Here is a 20,594-nt window from a genome sequence, read left to right as displayed (position 1 = left end):
TATCTAATGTAGAGCTTAAGCTGTACTTGAGCTCTACATTGTTCTAACTTAGACCATCTACTTTTTATAGACTTTTCTTGCTTACCTACCATTAAATCAAACTACCTCGTTTGACAGTCTGACAATACTACATATCTCAAGCGGATTTTTTAGCCATACTTTCTCGCAATTACGAATTTTTTAAAAAATATCCTTATGACGTTTATCTAATAATATCGAATGAGTTATGTAACTAAATGGGAATTAAACTACCCATTTGATGATGAAGTGTTAAATACGTTCAAAATTAAAACAAAAAACGATTGGGATATTTTAAAAATATCAATATTGGCAAATTAAATAACCATAATTAAGATCAAAAAAGGATAATTAATTTTGCATATAGGTATTGTGTGAATATAAAAACCTGCTATTGTGTGCGTGTTGAATGTAACTAACCAAAGGAAATTATGATGTTACTTAAACTAAGTAAAAAGAAAGTCAAAAACCTAAGCACGTCTCACAAATCGCTTAATCAACAGCAGACTCCTCAGATTGGCGGTGCAAATGGCTTAGATACCCTAGGCTGTTTACCAACAGTCAAATGTCAGGTTTCTTGGCAGTGTTACTCAGATAACTGCTAATGAAAAAAGCAAGCTATGCTTGTGTTTGTAAATATCCTTAACCCTTGTCGTAGGTCTTAATTGACCTACTTTCGATATACGATTGTTCGTCTTTTCACTTTCCCTACATAGCAAACTCGTGCTCTATTGGTAAAAGTGATTACCCCTGCCTTACTTATTAATACAAATGGCGATAGTCTTGATTTTGTTATTTCGCAGTATGAACTTAATTCAACTTTTAATATCAAAATAGCATCGACATACTCGTGTACACTCTGTGAAAGACAAAACGCAAAACAAAGGAATAAAAATGGCACAAAATCGGATAAAAAATGTAGTTTTTGACATAGGTAACGTTGTTGTACGTTGGTCTCCGATAGACATTGTTAGACTGACATTTCCTGATGCAAAAGAGGTTGAAGCCCTTGCAAAATTGGTTTTTCACTCTGATATTTGGTTGGATATCAATAAAGGCATAACCACAGAACAAGAAGCAAAACGAAGATACCAAGAAGAGCTGGGATTCTCTGCGCAAGATACTGAGCGGCTTTTTCACTACACCAAACAATCTCTTATTTTACTTTATCAGTCAGTAGAGCTTATACAGCGAGTGAAACAGGCAGGCTACGGCGTATATACCTTAACCGATAATGTGCATGAAATTGTCGCATACCTCAAACGTACTTATGATTTTTGGAACTTGTTCGACGGCGAAATTGTGTCTGCTGATCTAGGAGTTTTAAAGCCTCAGCCTGAGATTTATCATGCGCTGCTAGAGCAATTCAACCTGGCTGCCAATGAAACGGTCTTTCTTGATGATATGCCCCACAATGTAGCGGGCGCAATGGCGGTGGGCATGGAAGCAATACAGTTTGAGAGTGCAGAGCAGGGCGAAAAAGAGCTTAAACGGCTAGGGCTGATTTTTTAATATCATTAATTACTTTATTGGCCGCCAATTGGCCCTTAAATTGGCGGCAGTCATACACATTGGGTGAATTTAGGCGTTCACTCATTCACTCATTTTACCCACTTGAATGCATGCTTTAATAAACCCCTTAGCCTTTGATTATTTACAGAGCTAAATATTTCGTGTCTGGACACTATATTAATACAAGAACAAGCCGGTGCCGTTTTTTATTTTTGCTAACAGGTTTTTGTTTGTGTAGTGTTTTTATGCGGTTTGCCATTATTGAATAGCGTCGTCACTGACCCAAATATTAATATTGCCACTCTATACCAATACTCGGTTATAGGCAGACCAATTCTTAATTTTCTTTGTCAGGGTGGTTTGAGTTAAGTTACGTTTTTTTATCTAAGCAAGTAAAAGGGCAGAAGATCAATTATTTAGAGAGCAAGCCCCTGCGAAAAAGAAAGTGTCTATTTCTATTTGTTTATCAATTTCTATTTTTATCTTTTTTCTACGAACAATGATTCTTATTGAGTCGTCATTTTAACCAAAAATAGCCCTTTAACTGTTTGATAGTTAAGCTTAATAAATATTTTTTCACTTTTTATCATAGATGAATGTTCTCAATGTGGGCAGTAGTAATATCGAATGACAAGTTCACGCCATACACTTTTTTATGGCTAAAAATAAAGAACTTGTATTTTTAATTCTTTCAGTTGTTGTAGCTCAATTAATGTGTGCTTCTTCACGAAATGAAATTTAAATATAAATAAAAGGATATGAAATGTTTACTAATATAAAAAAGCTATTGCTCCCACTTTCTGCAACTTTATTTTCGCTTAATGCACATGCGAGTGGACCGTTTGTTATCAACTCTTCGGCGAGTTATATGATTGACGGGCCACTAAGAGGAGCAATTATCACCGGGGCAAGAATTAAGGTAGATCAGCGAACGGGTCGGACTAGTGTTTTAGAAGCAGAGAAAATGTATGAAATCATTAATAATAGTCAGGTGAGGTTGATAAGTGAGCGCGAGGAGCAGGGCAGGAGAACTGGCTACTGTATGCAATATTACCGTCATGACCCATCTCAATTAGAGTTTTGCAAAGGCACACACTCAAATAGATATAACAATTTTAAGTTGTATACTAATACTGAGCTAGGTCAAGATAATATATTTGACAAGCCCGTGTATATTATTGATGGCTTGGATCCGAACTCTACGCGAACGATGAAAACATTTTTTGATATGTTTTTCCCATCAGGTTCTAGCAATTATGGTAAGCCACAATTTCAAAGAGAGTTAAATAACTCCACTAGAGATATTGTTTTTATTAATACGGATTCTAGGTCAGACATCTCTAACAGCAGCGAAGTGTTCAAACGCCTTTTATTAGTTGATAAATTTAGACATGCTGGAATGAAGAAATCTGCGGTAATTGGCTATAGTATGGGAGGTCTCATAGCGAGAAAAGCGCTAGCCGATTTGGAAAGCAAACGTATAGACCACAATGTTTCTTTTTACGGCACATTAGATACACCGCATCGTGGCGCAAACACACCATATCAAGTGGTAGAAATGCTTAGAAGTATGAAAAACAAGCTAAATGATTGTCGATTTATTCCGGAATGTAGTAGAAGTAGAGAGAAGATCGCTGCATCATTAGATAGTTTAGTTGCAGGCACAGCTGGTACTATGTCAGTAATAGGAAATGATGTTTATCGCACTTATGAAGACCTTGCTCGCTATGGCCAGCCATTGAAACATGCTTCAGCTGCATTTTCCAACGGTAATGGTTACGGTCGCAATTACGATGGTAGTTATGGTGAGCCAGGTGAGAATAAAGATATTATGACGGCTCAATTTGACCTTGGTTTTGACAAAAGAACATTTAGAATTAAATCAACTAAAATTGACAATCATGCATATAAAGGATACTACCCATACAACAGTAAGCACTTTGATTACGCACCAGGTAGTTACCTAGCTGGATATGGCGCTCTGAGACAAGAGTTATCGAGTTCAGGTGTAGCAATTCTATCGTATAATAATGTTGATAAACACAGCTTTATTCCTACAGTCAGTGCACTAGACATTAATTCATCTAGCTTAAATACGTTACCGTTCTACAATTCCTCAAGCTTTAAACATGTGTTTCATGGTGGCGCTAATAACTACCCTCATGACCGTATGGAGCATCATACATATGAATTACAAAATATGTTGAATCTATACCATTAATTAGACGATTTAACAGGTAATCATACCTGATTTCTTATAAGCCCTAACAGGTTAGGGCTTTTTGAGCTATTTTAATCTGTTATGAATAATAAAACCTTCAATTGCTACCTCGTTGTCTGAACGTTTCCTCTAACAGCCACACTTTATTGACTAACCATGTGCACTAACACGTTGCCCTGATTTTATATCCGGCCTAGCTGTTATTTCTTGTCCCCCAATTAGAAAAATCAATCGGTGTTATACAGCGCCTTTGTTGGGCTTTGGTTTGACTTACAGGAGCTTTATTCTTCCACTATTCGTGCAAATCGTGTATTTAACTCAGGGTGCCTAACTAGCTCGGGAAAAGGTGCTGCATCACATGGTTTTTAAATTTTACCTGTCAAGTTTTGGGATTCTTCACGTTCATTGTCAAGCGGACTTATTGTAAATAAGTAACTTTCGTGCCATCCAAATTAGATTGGAGTGGATATAGGATAGGGCATAGGTCTATAAGTTGGTAAGGCTGTCAATGTGTACCGATCTTATCTTTGCCATTAGCTTATGACCACTAAGCGCAAGGCCAAAGGGAAAAACCTAGCCTTACGCATAGTGATTAAACGAGCATTGAAGCCACAATGTTACTGAGTTCGAGCGACTGCCAGCGCAATATTTCCCAATATATTGGGTGTACTGTAACCACCAGGTAATGATTGCGAGTGATCAATAAATATTTCAGGTGCTGATTTTGGGGTGACATTTATATTTTGGGTAGACAGCCAGTATAAGTAAATGTCGAGTAAGGTTTTGTCGAACTGTGCCAATTTTGCCCATTGGCTTTGATAAGCGCCAATATTACGGTAGTAAGGATCTGAGCCTCTGTTTTTACTACAGGCATCAATTGAACAAACATTGGATCTGAACCGTTGATCCAAGTCGGAGATAATTAATTGCGTCACTGTATTAGATAATCGCATCATGTCTTGATGGTCAAAGACGCCAAAGCCTCCAGCTAGGTACGCTTCTACAATAAATGCGACTGTATCACCGGCATGACTTACGTCAATGGTTCCCCCAACAGGCAGGCTGTTTGACGCACAATCTTGAGCGACCCCGCCAGCAGGCGCATAGCAGCGAATATTATAGGCATTGGCTCCGTTGGTTGTGATGTGCTCCAAAGAGTCTTTCAATACTTGCCCGCGATTCTTTATAAAGCTTTGGTATTGATTTTTAAGGGTAGGATCAGAGCTATGTTTATTAAGAAACAGCGCAATTGTACCAACTCGACCTATAAAATGTGTTACTTTCAAATTACTGAATTGGCCATATTTAGCGTACCACTTGCGCCAAATATGCTGTTCAGCAAAAACTTGAAGGCTTTTTGCTCTTGAATGTAAAGAGGAAAGTTGAGGGTCATCCAATATAACGGCGATAGTACGTGCAACTCCTGCACCTGCTCGCCACTCATAGTGATCATGGTCATACATGTTACCATTGTGATAGAACAAAGGTGTGCTGAACCAATCTAGATAGCCATCAGCGTTTTTGTCTTGACCTGTGCTTTTATACTTTTCACTGATCTGTAATGCTAATTCAGCCAATGAACTATCGCCAGATGCAAGATAAAGGTCAAGTAACCCATCGATACCAAGCCACGCATTGTACATATTCTTGACATCGCAAACGTTGTGTACCCGACCATCTATGGTTACTGGTGTATTACAATGAATATTATTCACCCAATTGTGAAGCGCTCTTGCTTTAAATGCGTGTCTTAGGGACGTGACTGTCGGGTTTTCCGACACGCTGTAGTTAGTGACGCTTTGTGTGGTACCGCCTTTTCCTTCACAGAAGACTTTGAGTTCGTAATTGTCCACGAGATTTGTACGCCGCTCAGACGTCCAGCTGTAATTACCACTTTTTTGCGCTCCTTCATAATAGACAATTTCATCACCTTCACTATTATAGGCGTAACATTTACTTGCATGGCTATACGAGAATTTCAATGTTTGGCGCTGGCCCAAATAGGCAGTGTTTGGAGTGTATTTTAAGTTACTGATTATTGGTTTAGAGACTGGGGTAAGGGTATATGATGCTGTTGTTTTTGTATTACCGCCCGGACCAGTGCAAGTAAATTGATAACTGACAGTACCTGGTCTGTTGCTTGTGAAAGTATAACGTCCTGATGTACCAACTTCAGTTCCCCATGGGTTTTTACATGACGTTGCATGTTCGGTAGACCATTTCAGGGTGATTGGTGTCCCAACTTCGGCGGTACGGGGGTGGTAGGCGAAGCTTGCCATAGGCAAGGGGCGAGGTTTTACAACTCGTCGCGCTTTGAATGCTGCGCGCCCGCCAGATCCCGTACACGTAAATTGGTACTCGGTAGTACCGACTGAGGGGGTGGTAGTATATGAACCACTGGTTCCAATTTCCGTTCCCCATTGGTTTTTACAACTTGTGGCATTAACGACATGCCACCTTAGTGTGCTGGATTCTCCCACAGTAATTGTACTGGGCTGAAAAGAGAATTTCCCTGTTGGTTTTGAGATTGCGTGTGCACCTTGCATCGCTGCAATCGCTAAAACAGAGATCCCAAATATATATTTCATGCTTTACTTTCCTTAAGTGTATGAATTTTTAGCGGCGATATTATATACAACAAATCAGCGAAGATGTAATCGCGAAGACAAACGCGGATGTATCGTAGACCCACAACCAAATTTATAAAAGTGTTTAAAATCTCGGTGGAAAATACAAATGCGAAACAAAATATTGTGAACACCTAAAATTAAAACGAAGAGCCAATTTGACACGGTGCGGTGAACTAGTCGCCTAGCCTGTAGTACATATTAAAAACATCCAACTAAATCGTAACTAATTAAACATTTTCGGTGTCCTTATGTTCCAAATCTCTCCAAAAGGACAAATTTAAGCAAAGCATCTGTTTAAGAAAAGCGAACCGTGCATAACGGTGTGATTTGTTTCTGTTTTGAAACTTGATGATGTTGTGATGTAAATATAACTGGTGTCAGCGCAAAATTTGTTATGGGTAGCTAACAATGATGTGCTGGGAGGCGATGGTTTTCGGTATTTACTGGAATGTCTGGCGAAACGTAATTGTACGCGGGTTGATGTTGCACACGGTGTGGATACTCTTTTTTCGAGCGGTGCGGCAAACCTCCATCGTTGTCTAAGCTGCTTTCCTTACGCATAGATCCATCGATTAAACCGGCTCAAAAAGAGTTGCACAAAAATTTTGCTTTACCCGGCACTATTAAATCTCGTAGCCAAGAGCAGGTTAGTAAGTTTGACAGGCTCGCGCACTTTTGCGACAGATGCATACGAGGGCGGTATGAACCTGATTAGCGCTTCGAAACTACTAACCATGGGGCGTGCTCTGGCAGGACCTATGCAGCTTGAAGTTTAGGTTACTCTTGGGGTAGGGGAGCGAACTTACCGCACTGGGAGCACGGAACGAGGCAGGCTAAATTTGTTGATCTGCACGCTGTTGCAACACAGGTATTTCATTTAGATTTTGTAGAGCTGCATTGCGCAAGGAGCGGCGCGCTGCCGGTCTTACTCAGCTAGTGTGGCAGAGGCTTATGGAATCAACGTCCGCACCTACCAGCGTTGGGAGACTGGTGAGGCGCGAGCTACATGGGACGATATTGCCGGATTGGTTTAGGTTTTAGTATTTGCATGTAATGGTGATGTAATAACTATTTTTACGAGTTGTAAATATAATTCATGTCGTAGTCTTCATAGCTACTTGCGAGCGGATCTGTACAACCGCTTGATGACTTTGTATTCAATTTACAGGGATATTAATAATGCCAAAACTCAAGTTCACAGGGCTTTCAATTGTTCTGTTTGGGCCTATCGCTATAGCCGGCTGCAGTCAATCAGGAAGTAAGTATCCATTGAATGAGCAGCGAATTAATGCTGAGGCAGAAGTAAATTCTTCTTATCTAGGAACTGTAACGTTTCCAGCTAATACAGCATTTTGGAATGTGTTCGGTTCGGCTCATGATCCACTTCCTGCAGGCTTTAAAAGTATCTATTGGATTCAGTTGTCTGAGAAAACATGTGGTTTACCAGTCCCTGCTGGTGCAAATGATAGTGCAACGGGAGCTTTGTGTAACTTAGTAGTAGGCGGGCACGTTGTTGTAAATATAAATGATCAACAGACTGTGCCTGGAGATAACGTTTTTATAATCCCAATTTGTCGCTATCAGAACTCCCAGCCCCACCTAAACATGGCAACGTAGTATAACACATGCGCTGTCAAGCTTGATTATCGAAATTAACTTAAATTATTAATATTTTTAACAAATAAATTAAAAGGAAATTGTTATGTCTAGTTCATTCAATTTAAATAGTATCGAAAGTAGAAAAGCTTCGCTAAAAGGCCTTTTTATAAATTTAGAAGAGAGCAATGTCGCGCCTATTCCTCCTGCGGTTATCGATCCTGAGAATAAGCTTCCAGGTGTTACATATAGTATATTTCAAATGAATGACGCTCCTCCAGAGCTAAAGGAAGCTGTTAAAATAGGTCAAGAGCTTTGTGAAAAGTTTCTGAGTTTGGCTGGTGCGATTGTTAAACAGCAAGCTGATGAAAAGGGTGACCCAGATTATGTCCAAAATGTTGAAGCTTGGAAGTATGCATTTGGTTTTTTCGTTGACTTTTTCCAAATAAGCCAAAAAGGTGATAGAAAACTAAAGCGAACAACAGAGGGTGTACAAGTGGCTCGTACAGCGTTGGATTTTGCATGTAATGTCATAGCGAGTGATATCGGAGATTTTCAAAATTACCTGAAGGGTGTGGCTGATGTTCTCTCTACCGAAGCTAAAAAGACAGACACTGCACAAACGATGCTGTATAGCTTCTGTCAGCATAATCTTTTTGAAAATAGGAGTGGAGTAGTAATTTATTTACCCTCTATTTCTTTTGCACAAACCACGTTTTCTCTAAATGAGTCAAAAAACCTCGGTGTGTGCAATGACACGTATGAAGTTAATCTTGACTTAGATGTGTTTCAAGAGGTGTTGACATTTAATATTAATTCATATCTTAATGATGAAAGGTTCAAGGAACAATGTGATGATTTTCTGGGCATTATCAGGGCCGAATCGGTCAGCAAGAAAAAGACTACACTCATTGAGCTCTTTAAAAATGTTAAGGCGAAAGATAAATCTCTATTAGACCAGGAAAAACCGGCTTTACAAGAAGTAGCGGTAGACTAGCAAAAAGATATTTAATTATTAGCCCTAAAGCACAAGCTATGCTGTGGGGCTTTAAAAATATAATTGGTTGGTTTAGATAGCGCTTAATAAGCAATATAAAAAACACCTAACCTAATTTTTGCATAAAATAAGAACAAGAATTCAATTTCCAAGCGCACCAAATACAAAAAAGATAGAAATAAGGCTCTTTTCAGCTTCTGCTAGTGAAATGTGCGACCAATGACATTTTAGGCGCCAAGAAATGCCTTATGAACACCAGCCAATTTCCATGCCGATCTTCCCCTAACTGATAGTAACAATCTCTAAGTTGGTGTATTGAATCTGCTAAACTAATAGGGAGCCATTTCAAGAGGTGTTCTAATGGATACAATGAGCTTTGTCCGCTGTTTCAGTTGTGTATTGGTATTCGTTACTTTTTCATCGCAAGCCAGTTACTTTGTCTTTGTTAATCCATCAAATCGAGAAGACCAATTTTGGAATCATGTTACTAATTTAGTTATAGAAACAGCCAAGGACTTAAATGTAAGGTTGGATGTTGAATATGCAGGCGCAAATCGAATTCATCAATCCGATCTAATGAAAGAAATTTCAGCTCGGAAGTCAAAACCAGTTGGCGTCATTTTCATGCCTTACGACGGCAGTATTTTGAAAAGTTTTCAAGCGTTAGAATCAGCTAAAATTCCCTTTGTAACGTTGGAGCAAGTATACAATCGGAGTTTGTTTCCAGATCTTGGGTATCCAATGGAGAAATATACATATTGGCTGGGAGAATATACATATGACAACTATGGGGCAGCCACTAAGCTAACTCAGTATCTTATTGACCGAGCAAATTCAACGCTGAAAGCCCCAAAAAACCTTTATGCTGTGGGATTTGGAGGTGACTTCTACCAGTCGTCAATAAATCGGCTAAACGGCTTTACAACAACCACACAGCTAAATGAAAACGTGACATTAAATCATGTTTTACCTGCGAACTGGCAGCGGGGCAAAGCAAAACAATTATTTAAAGGCGTTCACTCCAAGTATGGAGAAACGCACATTGTATTTTGTGCATCAGACTTAATGGCTTTGGGCGTAATCGAAGGCGCAAAAGAGTTAGGTTTAACATCCAATAAACAAATTTTTATAGGTGGATTTGACTGGATGCCAGAAGCCTTAAAAGCGATAGAAAATAAGACTCTGACGGCGAGTATGGGAGGGCACTTTATTCAAGCAAGTATGGCGCTGATTGATTTCTATGACCACTTACACGGTGTGGAAATATATTCTAAAGGTGACAAAAGCGCGAGAGTCCCCATGTACATTGTTCATGAGAATAACATTGACATATATTTGCCTCTTTTTGACCCAAAAGCTGCCGGCATAGCTGATTTTTCAAAGTTTTCTCGGCACTGGGCGCATACGCATGGGTTAAAACATGTACCATTCACCGTAGATAACTATGCAATAGCCGTATCTTATTAAGCAATACGCAGAACATGTCGTCATTACCTAATAGCAGGGTATTGACTTAAAAAGCAGAGTCTGCAATTGCATTGTTATAGTTTTGATAAACTCGAATAGTCTTATCATCATAGAACGCTCTGATCTGCCTAGTGGGAATTGTCATGCTAATTTTTTCATAAAATTACTGGGCAACACCACAAAAACCTTTTAAAGCAAAGCACCTAAGAATACGACTGAAATGGCAGTATCGTTCTATTTGGTTCTACTTTCGGGAACAAACAAAGTATAGTTGTGGCAAAAATAAAACCATGACCAAACTGACAAGTAATATTGCCGAGTATAACCCGAGGTGGAGTGAGATGTATGAATTTGAAAAGACACGTCTAACTGGAATTTTAGCTAATGAGATCAAGGAAATTCATCATATAGGGAGCACTTCGATTGTTGGTCTGGCAGCTAAACCTGAGATTGATATCTTAATCGTAATATCTGCGACAAATACAAATAAAGATTTTACCTCTCAACTCGTTCAACTAGGCTACAGAAGAGGTAATGACTTGTCTAAGGGCCACCAATTTTATAAAAAAGATGTCAACGATGTAAGAACACACAAAATACATATCTGTATTGATGGGCACTCAAAGGTAAAAGAGTTAATTGGCTTTCGTAACTACCTTCGCGCTAACAAAAAGGTGCGTGAAGAGTATCAAGCGCTAAAGTGCAAGTTAGAAATGGAGAATCAACACGGTATTTCCGAGTACCTTAGTAAAAAAGGCCCTTTTATTCAGCATGTGATACAAAGTGCACTTCGAGTAAAGTGATTGGGCGTTAGGGGATGTTGCTTTGGTTTTAAAGAATGTCATACATTAAGGTATGTACTTTAAATTAATACAGACGCTATGCACAAGAGGATATCAATGGTGGTTACTAAAAGCTTAAATACCCGGATTTCACTCTATAAGCAAGCTATTGAAAGTGGTGAATTACAGGAAACGTATCAAAGTTTGGTGAGTATCGTTCAAAACCTACGAACTGAATTTTCAAAAAGATTTGACGGCGAGTATGCGGTCGCGGGCGTTTTACATGGCTACTTAGATTTTACCTATTTTTATATCCAAAACAGCTACCTAAAATCTCATAAGCTGAAACTTGCTGTTGTACTCAATCATCAACAAGTCCAATTTGAATTATGGCTTCTTGGTCAAACGAAAGACGTGCAGAAACACTATTGGCACAAACTAAAGGGCACTGAATGGGTCGACACACAGTGTATGCCAGATTATTCGGTATTTGAAGTTCCTTTATTGGAAGATCCTGATTTTGATAACTTAAATGAACTATCAAAATCAGTGCACAGCGAATTTGAGTCACTATCGATACAGATTTTTAAAGCGTTAAAGTCGCACGAGGAATAAAGAGCTAAACGTCTTAATAGGACATCTAAGAGTGTGCGCTACTTTATTGGGCCGACCTAATTCTACATCTTGATTAAGAGCCAGTTGCACTGATAAACAGCGGAAATCCCAAAACTACTTTGTATCAGGTTGAGCTAGGTAGCTAGAAGGTAAGTGGATATCAGTTTACGCAAACAAGGTGATCGTTAGGTGGGGTATGTGGTTTCCAACGTTAAGTTAAGTATGCGTGAGAGCAACCTCATCGAAGTACTTATGGTTGAGCATATATAAAATCCCGATTGTAATTAAAAGATGACTATTAATTTTTCTAAATTGACAGTACCTAATTAATCGGTAGTTTTGAATGTGAGTGAATAAAAAACAATCAAAGGAGATACTGTGAAATTAAAACTAGCACTCAATAAAAAATCAATGAAACAACTCAACCAGAAGCAGTTAAATCAGCAAGTTACGGATAAGGTTGCTGGTGGAACATTCATTTCTCAAGTGGGCTGGTGTGGTTCAGGTATGATCCAATGTTGGACAAATGGACCATGTCTATAGGCATAACTGTTACTGCGAAGTAGCCTTGCTTAAGAGAGCCTATTGATTACTGGGCTCTCAATTTAAATCAAGTATATAAAAATCAACTGACATTCACTAAAACCAGAAAATTTTTCCATAACTTATTGAGTATCGACAACATACCTTTGCACCGGTTTTATCTCATCCATTTCTGCTTAGTGCTGAGTGTTTAATCGTGTATTTATCTTAGCTCGCGCTCTTTAAGCTTCAATTACTGGTTGTGTTAGAAGATCACTTCTTGAGAACTGTTCATCCTTCCCTTTCTTGTAGCTAACTGTTTGCAAAAGAGCCAGATACAAACTACCACTTAATAAGTAGCCTAAAACCTTGGTGGCCAACACAATTGGTGAATGACCATGGCAGTTAAGTCTTATTTTAAAACTGATAGGTAATTCTCATTGCTCATAGTGCAAATAGTAAAACTTGATAAGTGACCTGTTATGAATTTTCAAAGTATTCGCGTTAAATACACGTTTTTGTTTATTGCGATTTCAGTTTTTTTTATCGCGGTGGTATCAATAAACCTGTTTCTGATATCTAAAACAGAGAATAGCCTCACAGAAGTAGGGACGAAGTTTAACCCGGCTATTTCTGCTGTTATCAATGCTGATAGAGACCTGTATCAAGCGTTGTCGGCGGAACAGCATATCTTGTACAGTACGAATTTAAACAGTAGCTACAACAATCTATACGCAGACTACAAAGAAAATGCACAGCAGGCATTGGATCGTATGAACAAATATCGTGAGTTGATGGGAGGCTACCCCAGTGCGTTGGCGCCGTTGAGGGGGTTTGATACCCAATATCGCATTTGGCTCGCGGACTCTCAAAAGGTATTTGATTTAATGCAACAAGGTGATAAAAGTGCTGCCATTGTCCAAAGTGAAGGCAAAGCGACGCAGAGTTTTAATGAATTAAGAGAGTATTTTAACTTGGCTGGTGAAGCGGCTGATAACATCAGTGGTGAGGTTAGCAGCCAGTCAATAAGTGAAGTAAATAGTACCTTGACGGTGATTTGGGTTGTAAGCGCAATCATAGTTGCAGCCATCGTTGCAATTGGCGTGATCGCACCAAAAAAAATGGCTAATGCGTTAAATGACCTGACAAACCAATTAAAAGATATGAGTCAGGGAGATGGAGACCTCACAAGACGGATTAACTCCGAACGAGATGATGAACTTGGCGATGTTGCTAAGGAGTTTGATAGGTTTGTTGCAGGCCTATCTGATTTGATACGGACGATAGTCGATGAGTCAATGGCGGTTGTTAAGGGTGTAGAAACGCTTGAGTCTGGATCTAAAAATATTCACGATACTTGCTCTAGTCAGCTGCAAGCCATCGAGGTTATTGTTACAGCGGTGGATGAAATGTCTTACGCAATTAAAGAAGTGGCAAAAAATGCCAACCTTACAGCGGAAGACCTTGCTAGAGTCAACGACTTGACTAATGAAGGGGCGACGGTCACAAACCAAACGGTTGAGCAAATCAATCAACTTTCAGAGGTCATTGCGCATGCTTCTGACACCATCTCAAAGGTTTCTGAAGACTCCACTAATATTACTTCAGTGTTAGATGTGATCCGAGGAATTGCCGAACAGACAAATTTACTGGCGTTGAATGCGGCAATAGAAGCCGCCAGAGCGGGTGAGCAAGGCAGGGGGTTTGCGGTTGTTGCAGATGAAGTAAGGACACTTGCCAGTAAAACGCAGCAGTCCACTGAAAACATACAGGAAATGATTTCAAACTTACAAAAAGGGGTCGAGCAAGCAGTCGCGTCAATAGAAAAGGGCAATGAGTCGACTAGCTCAACAGTTGATTGTTCATCACAAACTCTCGAGTCGCTCGGCAAGATAGCATCGGCCTCACAGCGGGTGTCTGATGTCGCCGTGCAAACAGCGACTGCAACGGAGCAACAAAGCAAAGTCACCGATGATATAAGTGGTAATTTGACCCAAATGTTTCAAGGGACACGCCTCAATTTCGATACCGCGGTAGAAAATGAAGAAGTTGCAGATAAAACAATGGCAAGCGCAAAAAGACTTAGTCAGGCAGTTGGCGGGTTCAAACTATGAATCTATTTACGACTATAGGACTCTCATCCAAGTGTTGATGAATCGCCAACTTAATGTTGAATGCTGCACTAATAAGAGTGAATACAGTACAAAGCATGTCTGTTAATTCGACAATATGTAACTCGAAAATAACGACCAGCGGGTTACTTGCAGCCATAACGAGTAAAAGTACAACAGGCCCTGATAACAATAGGATGGTTACCAAGCTATAGGCAATAAGACGCGTAAAAAAGTATGCTCTGCATAGAAAGTAAGCGATTGTCTTGAAATTGATTATTCATATGTAGGTCAATGACCTGCCGGTTCAATGACTATGCACCTAGGTGTAAAAGGCACATAGTCTAGTTTTTAACTCCGTTTATTTGTCAACGGTCAGCACCCCATCGATGTTAGAAACACTGACATTGTCCAAGCCACTGATCACCAACGTTGACTCTTGATATGTTTGATCGCGCTTTTGGCACTCGGCAGACAAAACAACAACAATGTCATCAGATGTTTTTTGATAGCTGCCGCTAGGCACATAGCCGCTAGCGCTACCTGAGTGTGTTTGATTGACTAAAAAACCATCCATGTTTGCTACATCAGCAGAAGATAAGTTCGTCAAATCAAGTGAGGCCGGAATGTACTTGCCATCTCGTTTTTGAGATTTTGTGTACAGCGTTGAGCGAATATTTTTAGACGTTAAAGTAAAGCTACCTTCTGGAATATATTGACTCATTTTAGTTTCCTTTAAGTTGTAAAATAAATTGATATGAGTGAAGTCCATTATGTGACACTTTGGTTTCACCACACTTAAGTTGGCAGATAGATTTGGCTTTTAACATTACAAATTATTACACTGTAACAATATTTGGAACGAGACTGATTTTCTATATTGCTAACAAAATGGAGGCAGGTATGAATATCGGTAATAGTGGGTTAGCCAGTATCGGCATTGATACTGGTTGTTGTAGGAAAAGAGATGATAAGGGGCCCTATGCAAGATTTTGAAAAGGTGCTGGAAGTAGCAAAGCGCAAAAGTGTATTTGATCAAACAAATAGTTGGTATTCTGGCTCGAGCACATACCTGTCATCCTTAAAAGATGAAATAACCGAGGTCACAGAAGAAATACCAAAAAACAGGACCTGCTACCTTGAAGACGAGTTGGGAGATGTCCTTTGGAATTACCTTAATATCTTGTTGTCACTTGAAAAAGAGTCGGGTATTGATGTTAACTCTGTACTCAAACGCGCTTACGTTAAATACGAGCAAAGGGTGTCAGCCATCGAAGCTGGTGGTAGTTGGGCAGAAGTAAAAGAAGCACAAAAGCAAATTTTGGCACGTGAGCAGGCGTTGGCCGAACGTACTTAATTTGTTTTGAACTTTGGTCCCTAAAAATACAGGAAGGTACAGGTAAAAATGGAATATTTGGAAGTTAATAGTCATGCAATTCCGATTGAACTCTTGCTTGAAGCAGATCCATCAAAAGAGAGTATTTTAAACTACCTATCAGGATCTTGGTGTTTTGTGGCAACAACACGCGGCAAAATTCTCGCGGCATGTATCGTCAAAGCGCAAGATGTAGAACTGGCGGAAATTTACAACATTTCGGTTTATCCAGCTTATCAAGGACAAGGAATTGGGTCTAAATTGCTTCAGTTTACCCTCTCTGAATTATCAAATAGAGGCGTGAAAAGAGTTGAACTTGGCACCGGTACGTTTGGTTATCAGCTCACTTACTATCAGCGTATCGGATTTCGGGTGGCATCGGTATCAAAGGATTATTATTTAAAACAATATGATATGCCAATTTTCGAAAATGGCATTCAGCACAAGGATATGCTAAGGCTATATATTCAAATTTAAATCGTTGATCATCTATTCACGACAAAAGTGAAGTAGTCATTAATGAATAGGAACAGGGAGTTTGAAATGAAAGTTCATTACCTAGAAATTGTTTCAGTTGATGTAGAGTCTGTCATCAGTGCTTATGAAGACACATACAAGGTGAAGTTTGGTGAAGCAGAAGAGTTACTTGGTGGCGCTCAAACTTGCATATTATCTGATGGTTCTATTGTGGGGGTACGTGGCCCATTGCGAGATACGGAAACCCCGGTTGTTCGTCCGTATTGGTTGGTGGATGATATTGAGCAAGCAGTGAAAAGTGCACAATCGAATGGTGCAGAAATAGCGCTTCCACCTTTGGAGATCCCTGGTAAAGGGAAATTCGCAATTTATATTTTGGGGTCTATCGAGCATGGATTGTGGCAGATATAACCATGGTTTCTTAGCAAGCGAATTGAAATAACATGAGGCTCCAAAAATGAAAACAGCCCCCATAAAAGAACAAATCACATTCGAGGATTTTACCAAAATTGATATTCGTGTTGGTCAAATCATCTCAGTGAGTGACGTAGAAAAATCAGATAAACTTATGAAGCTTATCGTTGATTTTGGCGACCATACACGTTCAATTTTGGCTGGAATAAAACAAGAACGTGAAGATCCAAAAGAAATTGAAGGAAAACAAGCGCTGTTCGTAGTGAATTTGCCAGAAAGAAAAATGGCTGGTGAAGTATCACAAGGTATGCTTTTCGATATCGGTTATGAAGATAAAGTACAGCCATGTCTTGCTTGTCCAGAAAGGCAAATTCCAAATGGTACAAGAGCTGGTTAGCAAGTCTGGGCAGTTCAATAATAGGGCGTAGAACTGGTATAATATGAGGGACAATTGTTACTTGCTACAGTGGGCTTTGTTCTAGAAAGCTGGGTGCTAACTAGTCATAGCTACCTTGTAAATGATACAACCAATTGCCTAAACAGTTTGTCCTTTAATAGAATCAATGAGCGCTATAAGAAAGAAAAGGACTCAGCGCTAACCTAGAGCATTACGAATAAAAGCAAATAACAAGGAACCGCAATGCTTACTGAAAAAATAAAATCGTCAATAAAAGAGAGTGTTTTATGTTGGTTGGCTACTGTCGACGAAGATGGTTGTCCGAGTGTTTCGCCAAAAGAAGTCTTTGTTTGCAATAGTGATACAGAAATACTGATCGCAAACATCGCATCAGCAAATAGTGTGAAGAATATTAAAAACAATGACAAGGTGTGTGTGAGCTTTGTCGATGTCTTTAAGCAAAAGGGTTTTAAGTTGTTTGGCAAAGCAACGTATATAGCCAAAAATTCAGGTGGTTTTGAGTCCGTATTTAGTCCAATTAAACCACTAACTGGTGACAAGTACCCTGTTGCGGGCGTTATTCGTATTACAGTATTAAAAGCGAAACCCATTGTTGCGCCAAGTTATAAGCTGTTTCCTAACATCACAGAAGAACAACAAATTGAAAGTGCCAAAAAGACCTATGGCGTCTAATTCGCTGGGTATGTGAGCGCGCTCAATTTTTGCAGCCTTGCTGCATTTATTTCAAAAAAGTACAAACTGGAGTCTTAGAGATTGAAGCAAGTCGAAGTTTATTTGGTCGATGCATTCACGGCAAATGGTGCGGGTGGGAATCCTGCAGGTGTAGTGTTAAATGCCGAGTGTTTGTCTGAACAAGACAAGCAATATATCGCAAAAGTTGTTGGTTACTCAGAAACAGCATTTGTTTCTCGAGATGACGAAGTCGATTTTCAATTGTCTTTTTTTACACCGACTGAAGAAGTCGATTTTTGTGGTCATGCTACTTTGTCTGCCTTTACTGTAATGCGTCAAAGGGGTGTGCTCAGTGCAGGCCAGTATACACAAAGAACAAAAGCCGGGTTGTTGGGTGTCATGATTGACGCTGACGGGTACGTTGTAATGGAGCAAAAGCTGCCAATATATCTAGGGCAGGTAAGCTATGAAGACGTGTCTGAATTTATGGGAATAGGAGCGTCTATATTGGCATCTACTCAGTTGCCTGCCGAAATGGTTTCTACTGGCTTGGCCGATATATTGGTGGCTGTACCTCATGGCTATCTTGATAAGATTAAAATAAATGAAATGCGACTCAGTGAGTTTTGTAAAAAACATAAGTTGATTGGCGCGCATGTATTTGAATTGTGTGGACCTAACTCTGAGTACACTGCAAGCTGTCGAAACTTTGCCCCTTTAGTTGGTATACCTGAAGAGTCTGCAACAGGTAGCTCTAATGGTGCGCTTGCATGTTATTTGAGTAAACATCTCAAAAACATTGATACGAGCGAGTTTACATTTGAGCAGGGTCGAGCCATGGGATGTACATCTAGAATCACAGCGTCTGTGACTCTTTGCAACGAACAGGTCACTCAAGTAAAGGTAGGCGGCCTTGCTCATGAATTTGACGTGAAAAAGGTCATTGTGGCATAGGTGTACCGAATTTTAATGTATTGCTATTTGGTGTAATTTGCGCTGTAGTTAAGCGGTATTTGTGGTAGATAAACAAGTGAGCAGTCAAGGAGCTAATTTGAAACTTCTCAAATTTATTTGTGTGACGTTAGCCACTTTCAGCGGACTGGCTGAAAGTCTAGAGTTTAACTTAGAGCCTTCATTGCCTGCTGTAAAAGAGATCTTGGTTGATCAAACTAGCCGCGAACAATTTACACAGCAAATCAATAAAAGATATAAGGCCAAGGTGTACAGATGCGGCGTGATCTATCCGCCGCTCACGCCAGATGAAGCTTTGAAACAGCAATATGATAACCAGACACTGAGGGATATCGTAACCTTCACACAGGTTTTTAAAGTGAACACGTATACGCCAATGAGGCAGTTGGCGAAAAAACCGGTAGCGCCCGCTACATTTAATGGTCATTATTTTGTGTCACAATAACTTTGTCCTTCAAGTTGCTCAACAATGAATATTGCAGCTAAAAAAAACATTAATAAGATGGTTTGCAATATGAACAAGGCCAGGGGCTTCAAGCCATTGTTCTAAGCGCATGCAAAGCGATACGGTAAAAAAAGTATAGTTTCAAGCAGTCTTAATAACGTCGTTAACTTATATTATGCTTTGCATAATGGAGCAAATTATTGGACGTTTCGCTTTGGTTTGACCGTATCTGATATAGGTACGGTAATTTTGTCAGTCAAATGGAGGTGTGTTCAATGTCAAAAGTGATAGGTTTTGTATTCGTGTGTTTGGCTTTTCACTCAACGGTGCAAGCGAAATCTTGTGATTCTGTTAAATCACTGTCATGGCTTGTCGGGAATTGGTATTCCCAAAGCAGTAAACTGAAAATTCGCGAATCTTGGAAACAGATAAGCGGTAAAACCTTTGAAGGCACAGGCTCCACTTATTCTATCGAAAAAGGTAAAACGGTTAGCTCTGAAACATTAAGGTTAGTCGAAATGTCAGGAGAGGTGTTTTATGTCGCCAAAGTTGCTAGTAACGACCTGCCTGTCGCTTTTAAACTAACAAGCTGCTCAGAAAAAACCGCGGTTTTTGAGAACCCGCAACATGACTTCCCTAAAAAGCTAAGTTATCAATTAACGAAAGACAACTACATCACTGTTTTGGTCTCTGGAGAGCAAGGTAAGGGGTTCTCAATTAATTTTGTTGGAGAAAACGATAGCTAACGAGAAATCAATGGGGTCAGAGTCGATGATAGGCTCATATGAGTAACTACAAGCAATGGCGTTGCGTTGGCACAAGTTAATCCCACGCAACTTCGTCAAAAGCTTTTCTGGCCTCTACCAATGTGCAATCAGTTTGCGCTATCAGTTGCTGTAACGTGATGGTGGGGTTGTGTTTTACTATCGAAACTAAACCTTCGAGGCTTGATTTAGGCTTATGGCAGCGCAGCTTTTCAACTATCCATTGCCAGCTTGGTTCATCATATTGTTGAATTTGCTGAATAATTAACTCCAATTGTGACCAGTCTCCTTGTATCCTCCAGTGTCTTGAGCGACCTTTCCGGTTTAGTTGAGCACCGCTGGACTTTATAAGCGCTTTTAGTTTGTCGGCGCGCTCAACACGACGAACAAAACTATTTAATTGGATATCTAACATACGTACATGGGTAGGGAATCGAACGAGCAGTGTATCAAAATTATCTGTCGTTTGCCTTGGTTTAAAGGGCGTTGGTGATGAGGAGTTGAATAGCTTGTCGTACACTTTAAAAATTTGCTGTACTAAAACTGGGGCAGTTACAAAAAGTCATTAATTTTGGTATATCGGATT

Annotated in this window: 21 protein-coding genes; 18 read left to right on the top strand and 3 right to left on the bottom strand. The window is 39.7% G+C overall.

The window, feature by feature from the left end; all coding sequences use genetic code 11:
• Nucleotides 1-449 precede the first annotated feature (449 nt).
• The 3 genes from MHN81_RS21455 (at nucleotide 450) to MHN81_RS21445 (ending at nucleotide 3,751) form a co-directional block, all read left to right on the top strand.
• Nucleotides 450-623, top strand: coding sequence for a hypothetical protein (locus MHN81_RS21455; protein WP_155250771.1), 174 nt, complete (start codon nucleotides 450-452; stop codon nucleotides 621-623).
• Between the two features lie 289 nt (nucleotides 624-912).
• Complete coding sequence (locus MHN81_RS21450) at nucleotides 913-1,530, top strand: HAD family phosphatase (RefSeq protein WP_023399983.1); 618 nt, start codon at nucleotides 913-915, stop codon at nucleotides 1,528-1,530.
• A gap of 763 nt (nucleotides 1,531-2,293) precedes the next feature.
• A complete protein-coding gene (locus MHN81_RS21445) occupies nucleotides 2,294-3,751 on the top strand; it encodes a putative lipase (protein ID WP_239426679.1) in 1,458 nt (485 codons plus the stop codon).
• Nucleotides 3,752-4,368: 617 nt separating this feature from the next.
• Here MHN81_RS21445 and MHN81_RS21440 read toward each other — a convergent pair.
• Nucleotides 4,369-6,339 (bottom strand): hypothetical protein, encoded by a 1,971-nt coding sequence (locus MHN81_RS21440; protein ID WP_239426678.1) that lies wholly within the window; start codon nucleotides 6,337-6,339, stop codon nucleotides 4,369-4,371.
• A gap of 1,221 nt (nucleotides 6,340-7,560) precedes the next feature.
• Here MHN81_RS21440 and MHN81_RS21435 point away from each other — a divergent pair.
• The 7 genes from MHN81_RS21435 (at nucleotide 7,561) to MHN81_RS21405 (ending at nucleotide 14,474) form a co-directional block, all read left to right on the top strand.
• Nucleotides 7,561-7,998 carry a hypothetical protein gene (locus MHN81_RS21435; RefSeq protein ID WP_239426677.1) on the top strand — a complete coding sequence of 146 codons (438 nt, stop codon included), beginning with the start codon at nucleotides 7,561-7,563 and terminating at the stop codon, nucleotides 7,996-7,998.
• An 85-nt stretch (nucleotides 7,999-8,083) separates the two neighbouring features.
• On the top strand, nucleotides 8,084-8,974 hold the full coding sequence (locus MHN81_RS21430; RefSeq protein ID WP_239426676.1) for a hypothetical protein: 891 nt from the start codon (nucleotides 8,084-8,086) through the stop codon (nucleotides 8,972-8,974).
• Nucleotides 8,975-9,334: 360 nt separating this feature from the next.
• A complete protein-coding gene (locus MHN81_RS21425) occupies nucleotides 9,335-10,441 on the top strand; it encodes an ABC transporter substrate-binding protein (protein ID WP_239426675.1) in 1,107 nt (368 codons plus the stop codon).
• 290 nt (nucleotides 10,442-10,731) lie between these two features.
• On the top strand, nucleotides 10,732-11,244 hold the full coding sequence (locus MHN81_RS21420; RefSeq protein WP_239426674.1) for a GrpB family protein: 513 nt from the start codon (nucleotides 10,732-10,734) through the stop codon (nucleotides 11,242-11,244).
• 96 nt (nucleotides 11,245-11,340) lie between these two features.
• Nucleotides 11,341-11,838 (top strand): hypothetical protein, encoded by a 498-nt coding sequence (locus MHN81_RS21415; protein WP_239426673.1) that lies wholly within the window; start codon nucleotides 11,341-11,343, stop codon nucleotides 11,836-11,838.
• 378 nt (nucleotides 11,839-12,216) lie between these two features.
• Nucleotides 12,217-12,381: a hypothetical protein gene (locus MHN81_RS21410; protein ID WP_239426672.1), complete on the top strand. Its 165-nt coding sequence runs from the start codon at nucleotides 12,217-12,219 to the stop codon at nucleotides 12,379-12,381.
• 461 nt (nucleotides 12,382-12,842) lie between these two features.
• On the top strand, nucleotides 12,843-14,474 hold the full coding sequence (locus MHN81_RS21405) for a methyl-accepting chemotaxis protein (RefSeq protein WP_239426671.1): 1,632 nt from the start codon (nucleotides 12,843-12,845) through the stop codon (nucleotides 14,472-14,474).
• A 358-nt stretch (nucleotides 14,475-14,832) separates the two neighbouring features.
• Here MHN81_RS21405 and MHN81_RS21400 read toward each other — a convergent pair whose 3' ends face one another.
• Entirely contained in the window at nucleotides 14,833-15,195 is a 363-nt protein-coding gene (locus tag MHN81_RS21400) for a hypothetical protein (protein ID WP_023399993.1), read from the bottom strand.
• Nucleotides 15,196-15,438: 243 nt separating this feature from the next.
• Between MHN81_RS21400 and MHN81_RS21395 the strand changes: the two genes are divergently transcribed.
• The 8 genes from MHN81_RS21395 (at nucleotide 15,439) to MHN81_RS21360 (ending at nucleotide 19,990) form a co-directional block, all read left to right on the top strand.
• Nucleotides 15,439-15,828, top strand: coding sequence for a MazG nucleotide pyrophosphohydrolase domain-containing protein (locus tag MHN81_RS21395; RefSeq protein ID WP_239426670.1), 390 nt, complete (start codon nucleotides 15,439-15,441; stop codon nucleotides 15,826-15,828).
• A gap of 48 nt (nucleotides 15,829-15,876) precedes the next feature.
• On the top strand, nucleotides 15,877-16,323 hold the full coding sequence (locus MHN81_RS21390) for an N-acetyltransferase (RefSeq protein WP_239426669.1): 447 nt from the start codon (nucleotides 15,877-15,879) through the stop codon (nucleotides 16,321-16,323).
• A gap of 66 nt (nucleotides 16,324-16,389) precedes the next feature.
• Nucleotides 16,390-16,734, top strand: coding sequence for a hydroxylase (locus tag MHN81_RS21385; protein WP_239426668.1), 345 nt, complete (start codon nucleotides 16,390-16,392; stop codon nucleotides 16,732-16,734).
• 46 nt (nucleotides 16,735-16,780) lie between these two features.
• Nucleotides 16,781-17,134: an EMAP domain protein gene (locus tag MHN81_RS21380; RefSeq protein ID WP_023399997.1), complete on the top strand. Its 354-nt coding sequence runs from the start codon at nucleotides 16,781-16,783 to the stop codon at nucleotides 17,132-17,134.
• A 243-nt stretch (nucleotides 17,135-17,377) separates the two neighbouring features.
• Entirely contained in the window at nucleotides 17,378-17,827 is a 450-nt protein-coding gene (locus MHN81_RS21375) for a pyridoxamine 5'-phosphate oxidase family protein (RefSeq protein WP_239426667.1), read from the top strand.
• Nucleotides 17,828-17,908: 81 nt separating this feature from the next.
• On the top strand, nucleotides 17,909-18,781 hold the full coding sequence (locus MHN81_RS21370; RefSeq protein ID WP_239426666.1) for a PhzF family phenazine biosynthesis protein: 873 nt from the start codon (nucleotides 17,909-17,911) through the stop codon (nucleotides 18,779-18,781).
• Between the two features lie 97 nt (nucleotides 18,782-18,878).
• Nucleotides 18,879-19,244: a hypothetical protein gene (locus tag MHN81_RS21365; RefSeq protein WP_239426665.1), complete on the top strand. Its 366-nt coding sequence runs from the start codon at nucleotides 18,879-18,881 to the stop codon at nucleotides 19,242-19,244.
• 275 nt (nucleotides 19,245-19,519) lie between these two features.
• The gene (locus MHN81_RS21360; protein ID WP_239426664.1) at nucleotides 19,520-19,990 is read left to right on the top strand and encodes a DUF6265 family protein; all 471 of its coding nucleotides are present in this window, start codon (nucleotides 19,520-19,522) and stop codon (nucleotides 19,988-19,990) included.
• Between the two features lie 76 nt (nucleotides 19,991-20,066).
• Here MHN81_RS21360 and MHN81_RS21355 read toward each other — a convergent pair whose 3' ends face one another.
• Nucleotides 20,067-20,528 (bottom strand): ribosome recycling factor family protein, encoded by a 462-nt coding sequence (locus MHN81_RS21355; protein ID WP_239426663.1) that lies wholly within the window; start codon nucleotides 20,526-20,528, stop codon nucleotides 20,067-20,069.
• Between the last annotated feature and the right edge of the window lie 66 nt (nucleotides 20,529-20,594).

Origin of the sequence: Pseudoalteromonas sp. Of7M-16 (assembly GCF_022347805.1) — a bacterium.
GTDB classification, from domain to species: Bacteria; Pseudomonadota; Gammaproteobacteria; order Enterobacterales; family Alteromonadaceae; genus Pseudoalteromonas; species Pseudoalteromonas luteoviolacea_F.
The sequence above is the reverse complement of the archived record's forward strand: the minus strand, read 5'-3'. Positions and strand labels throughout refer to the sequence as shown.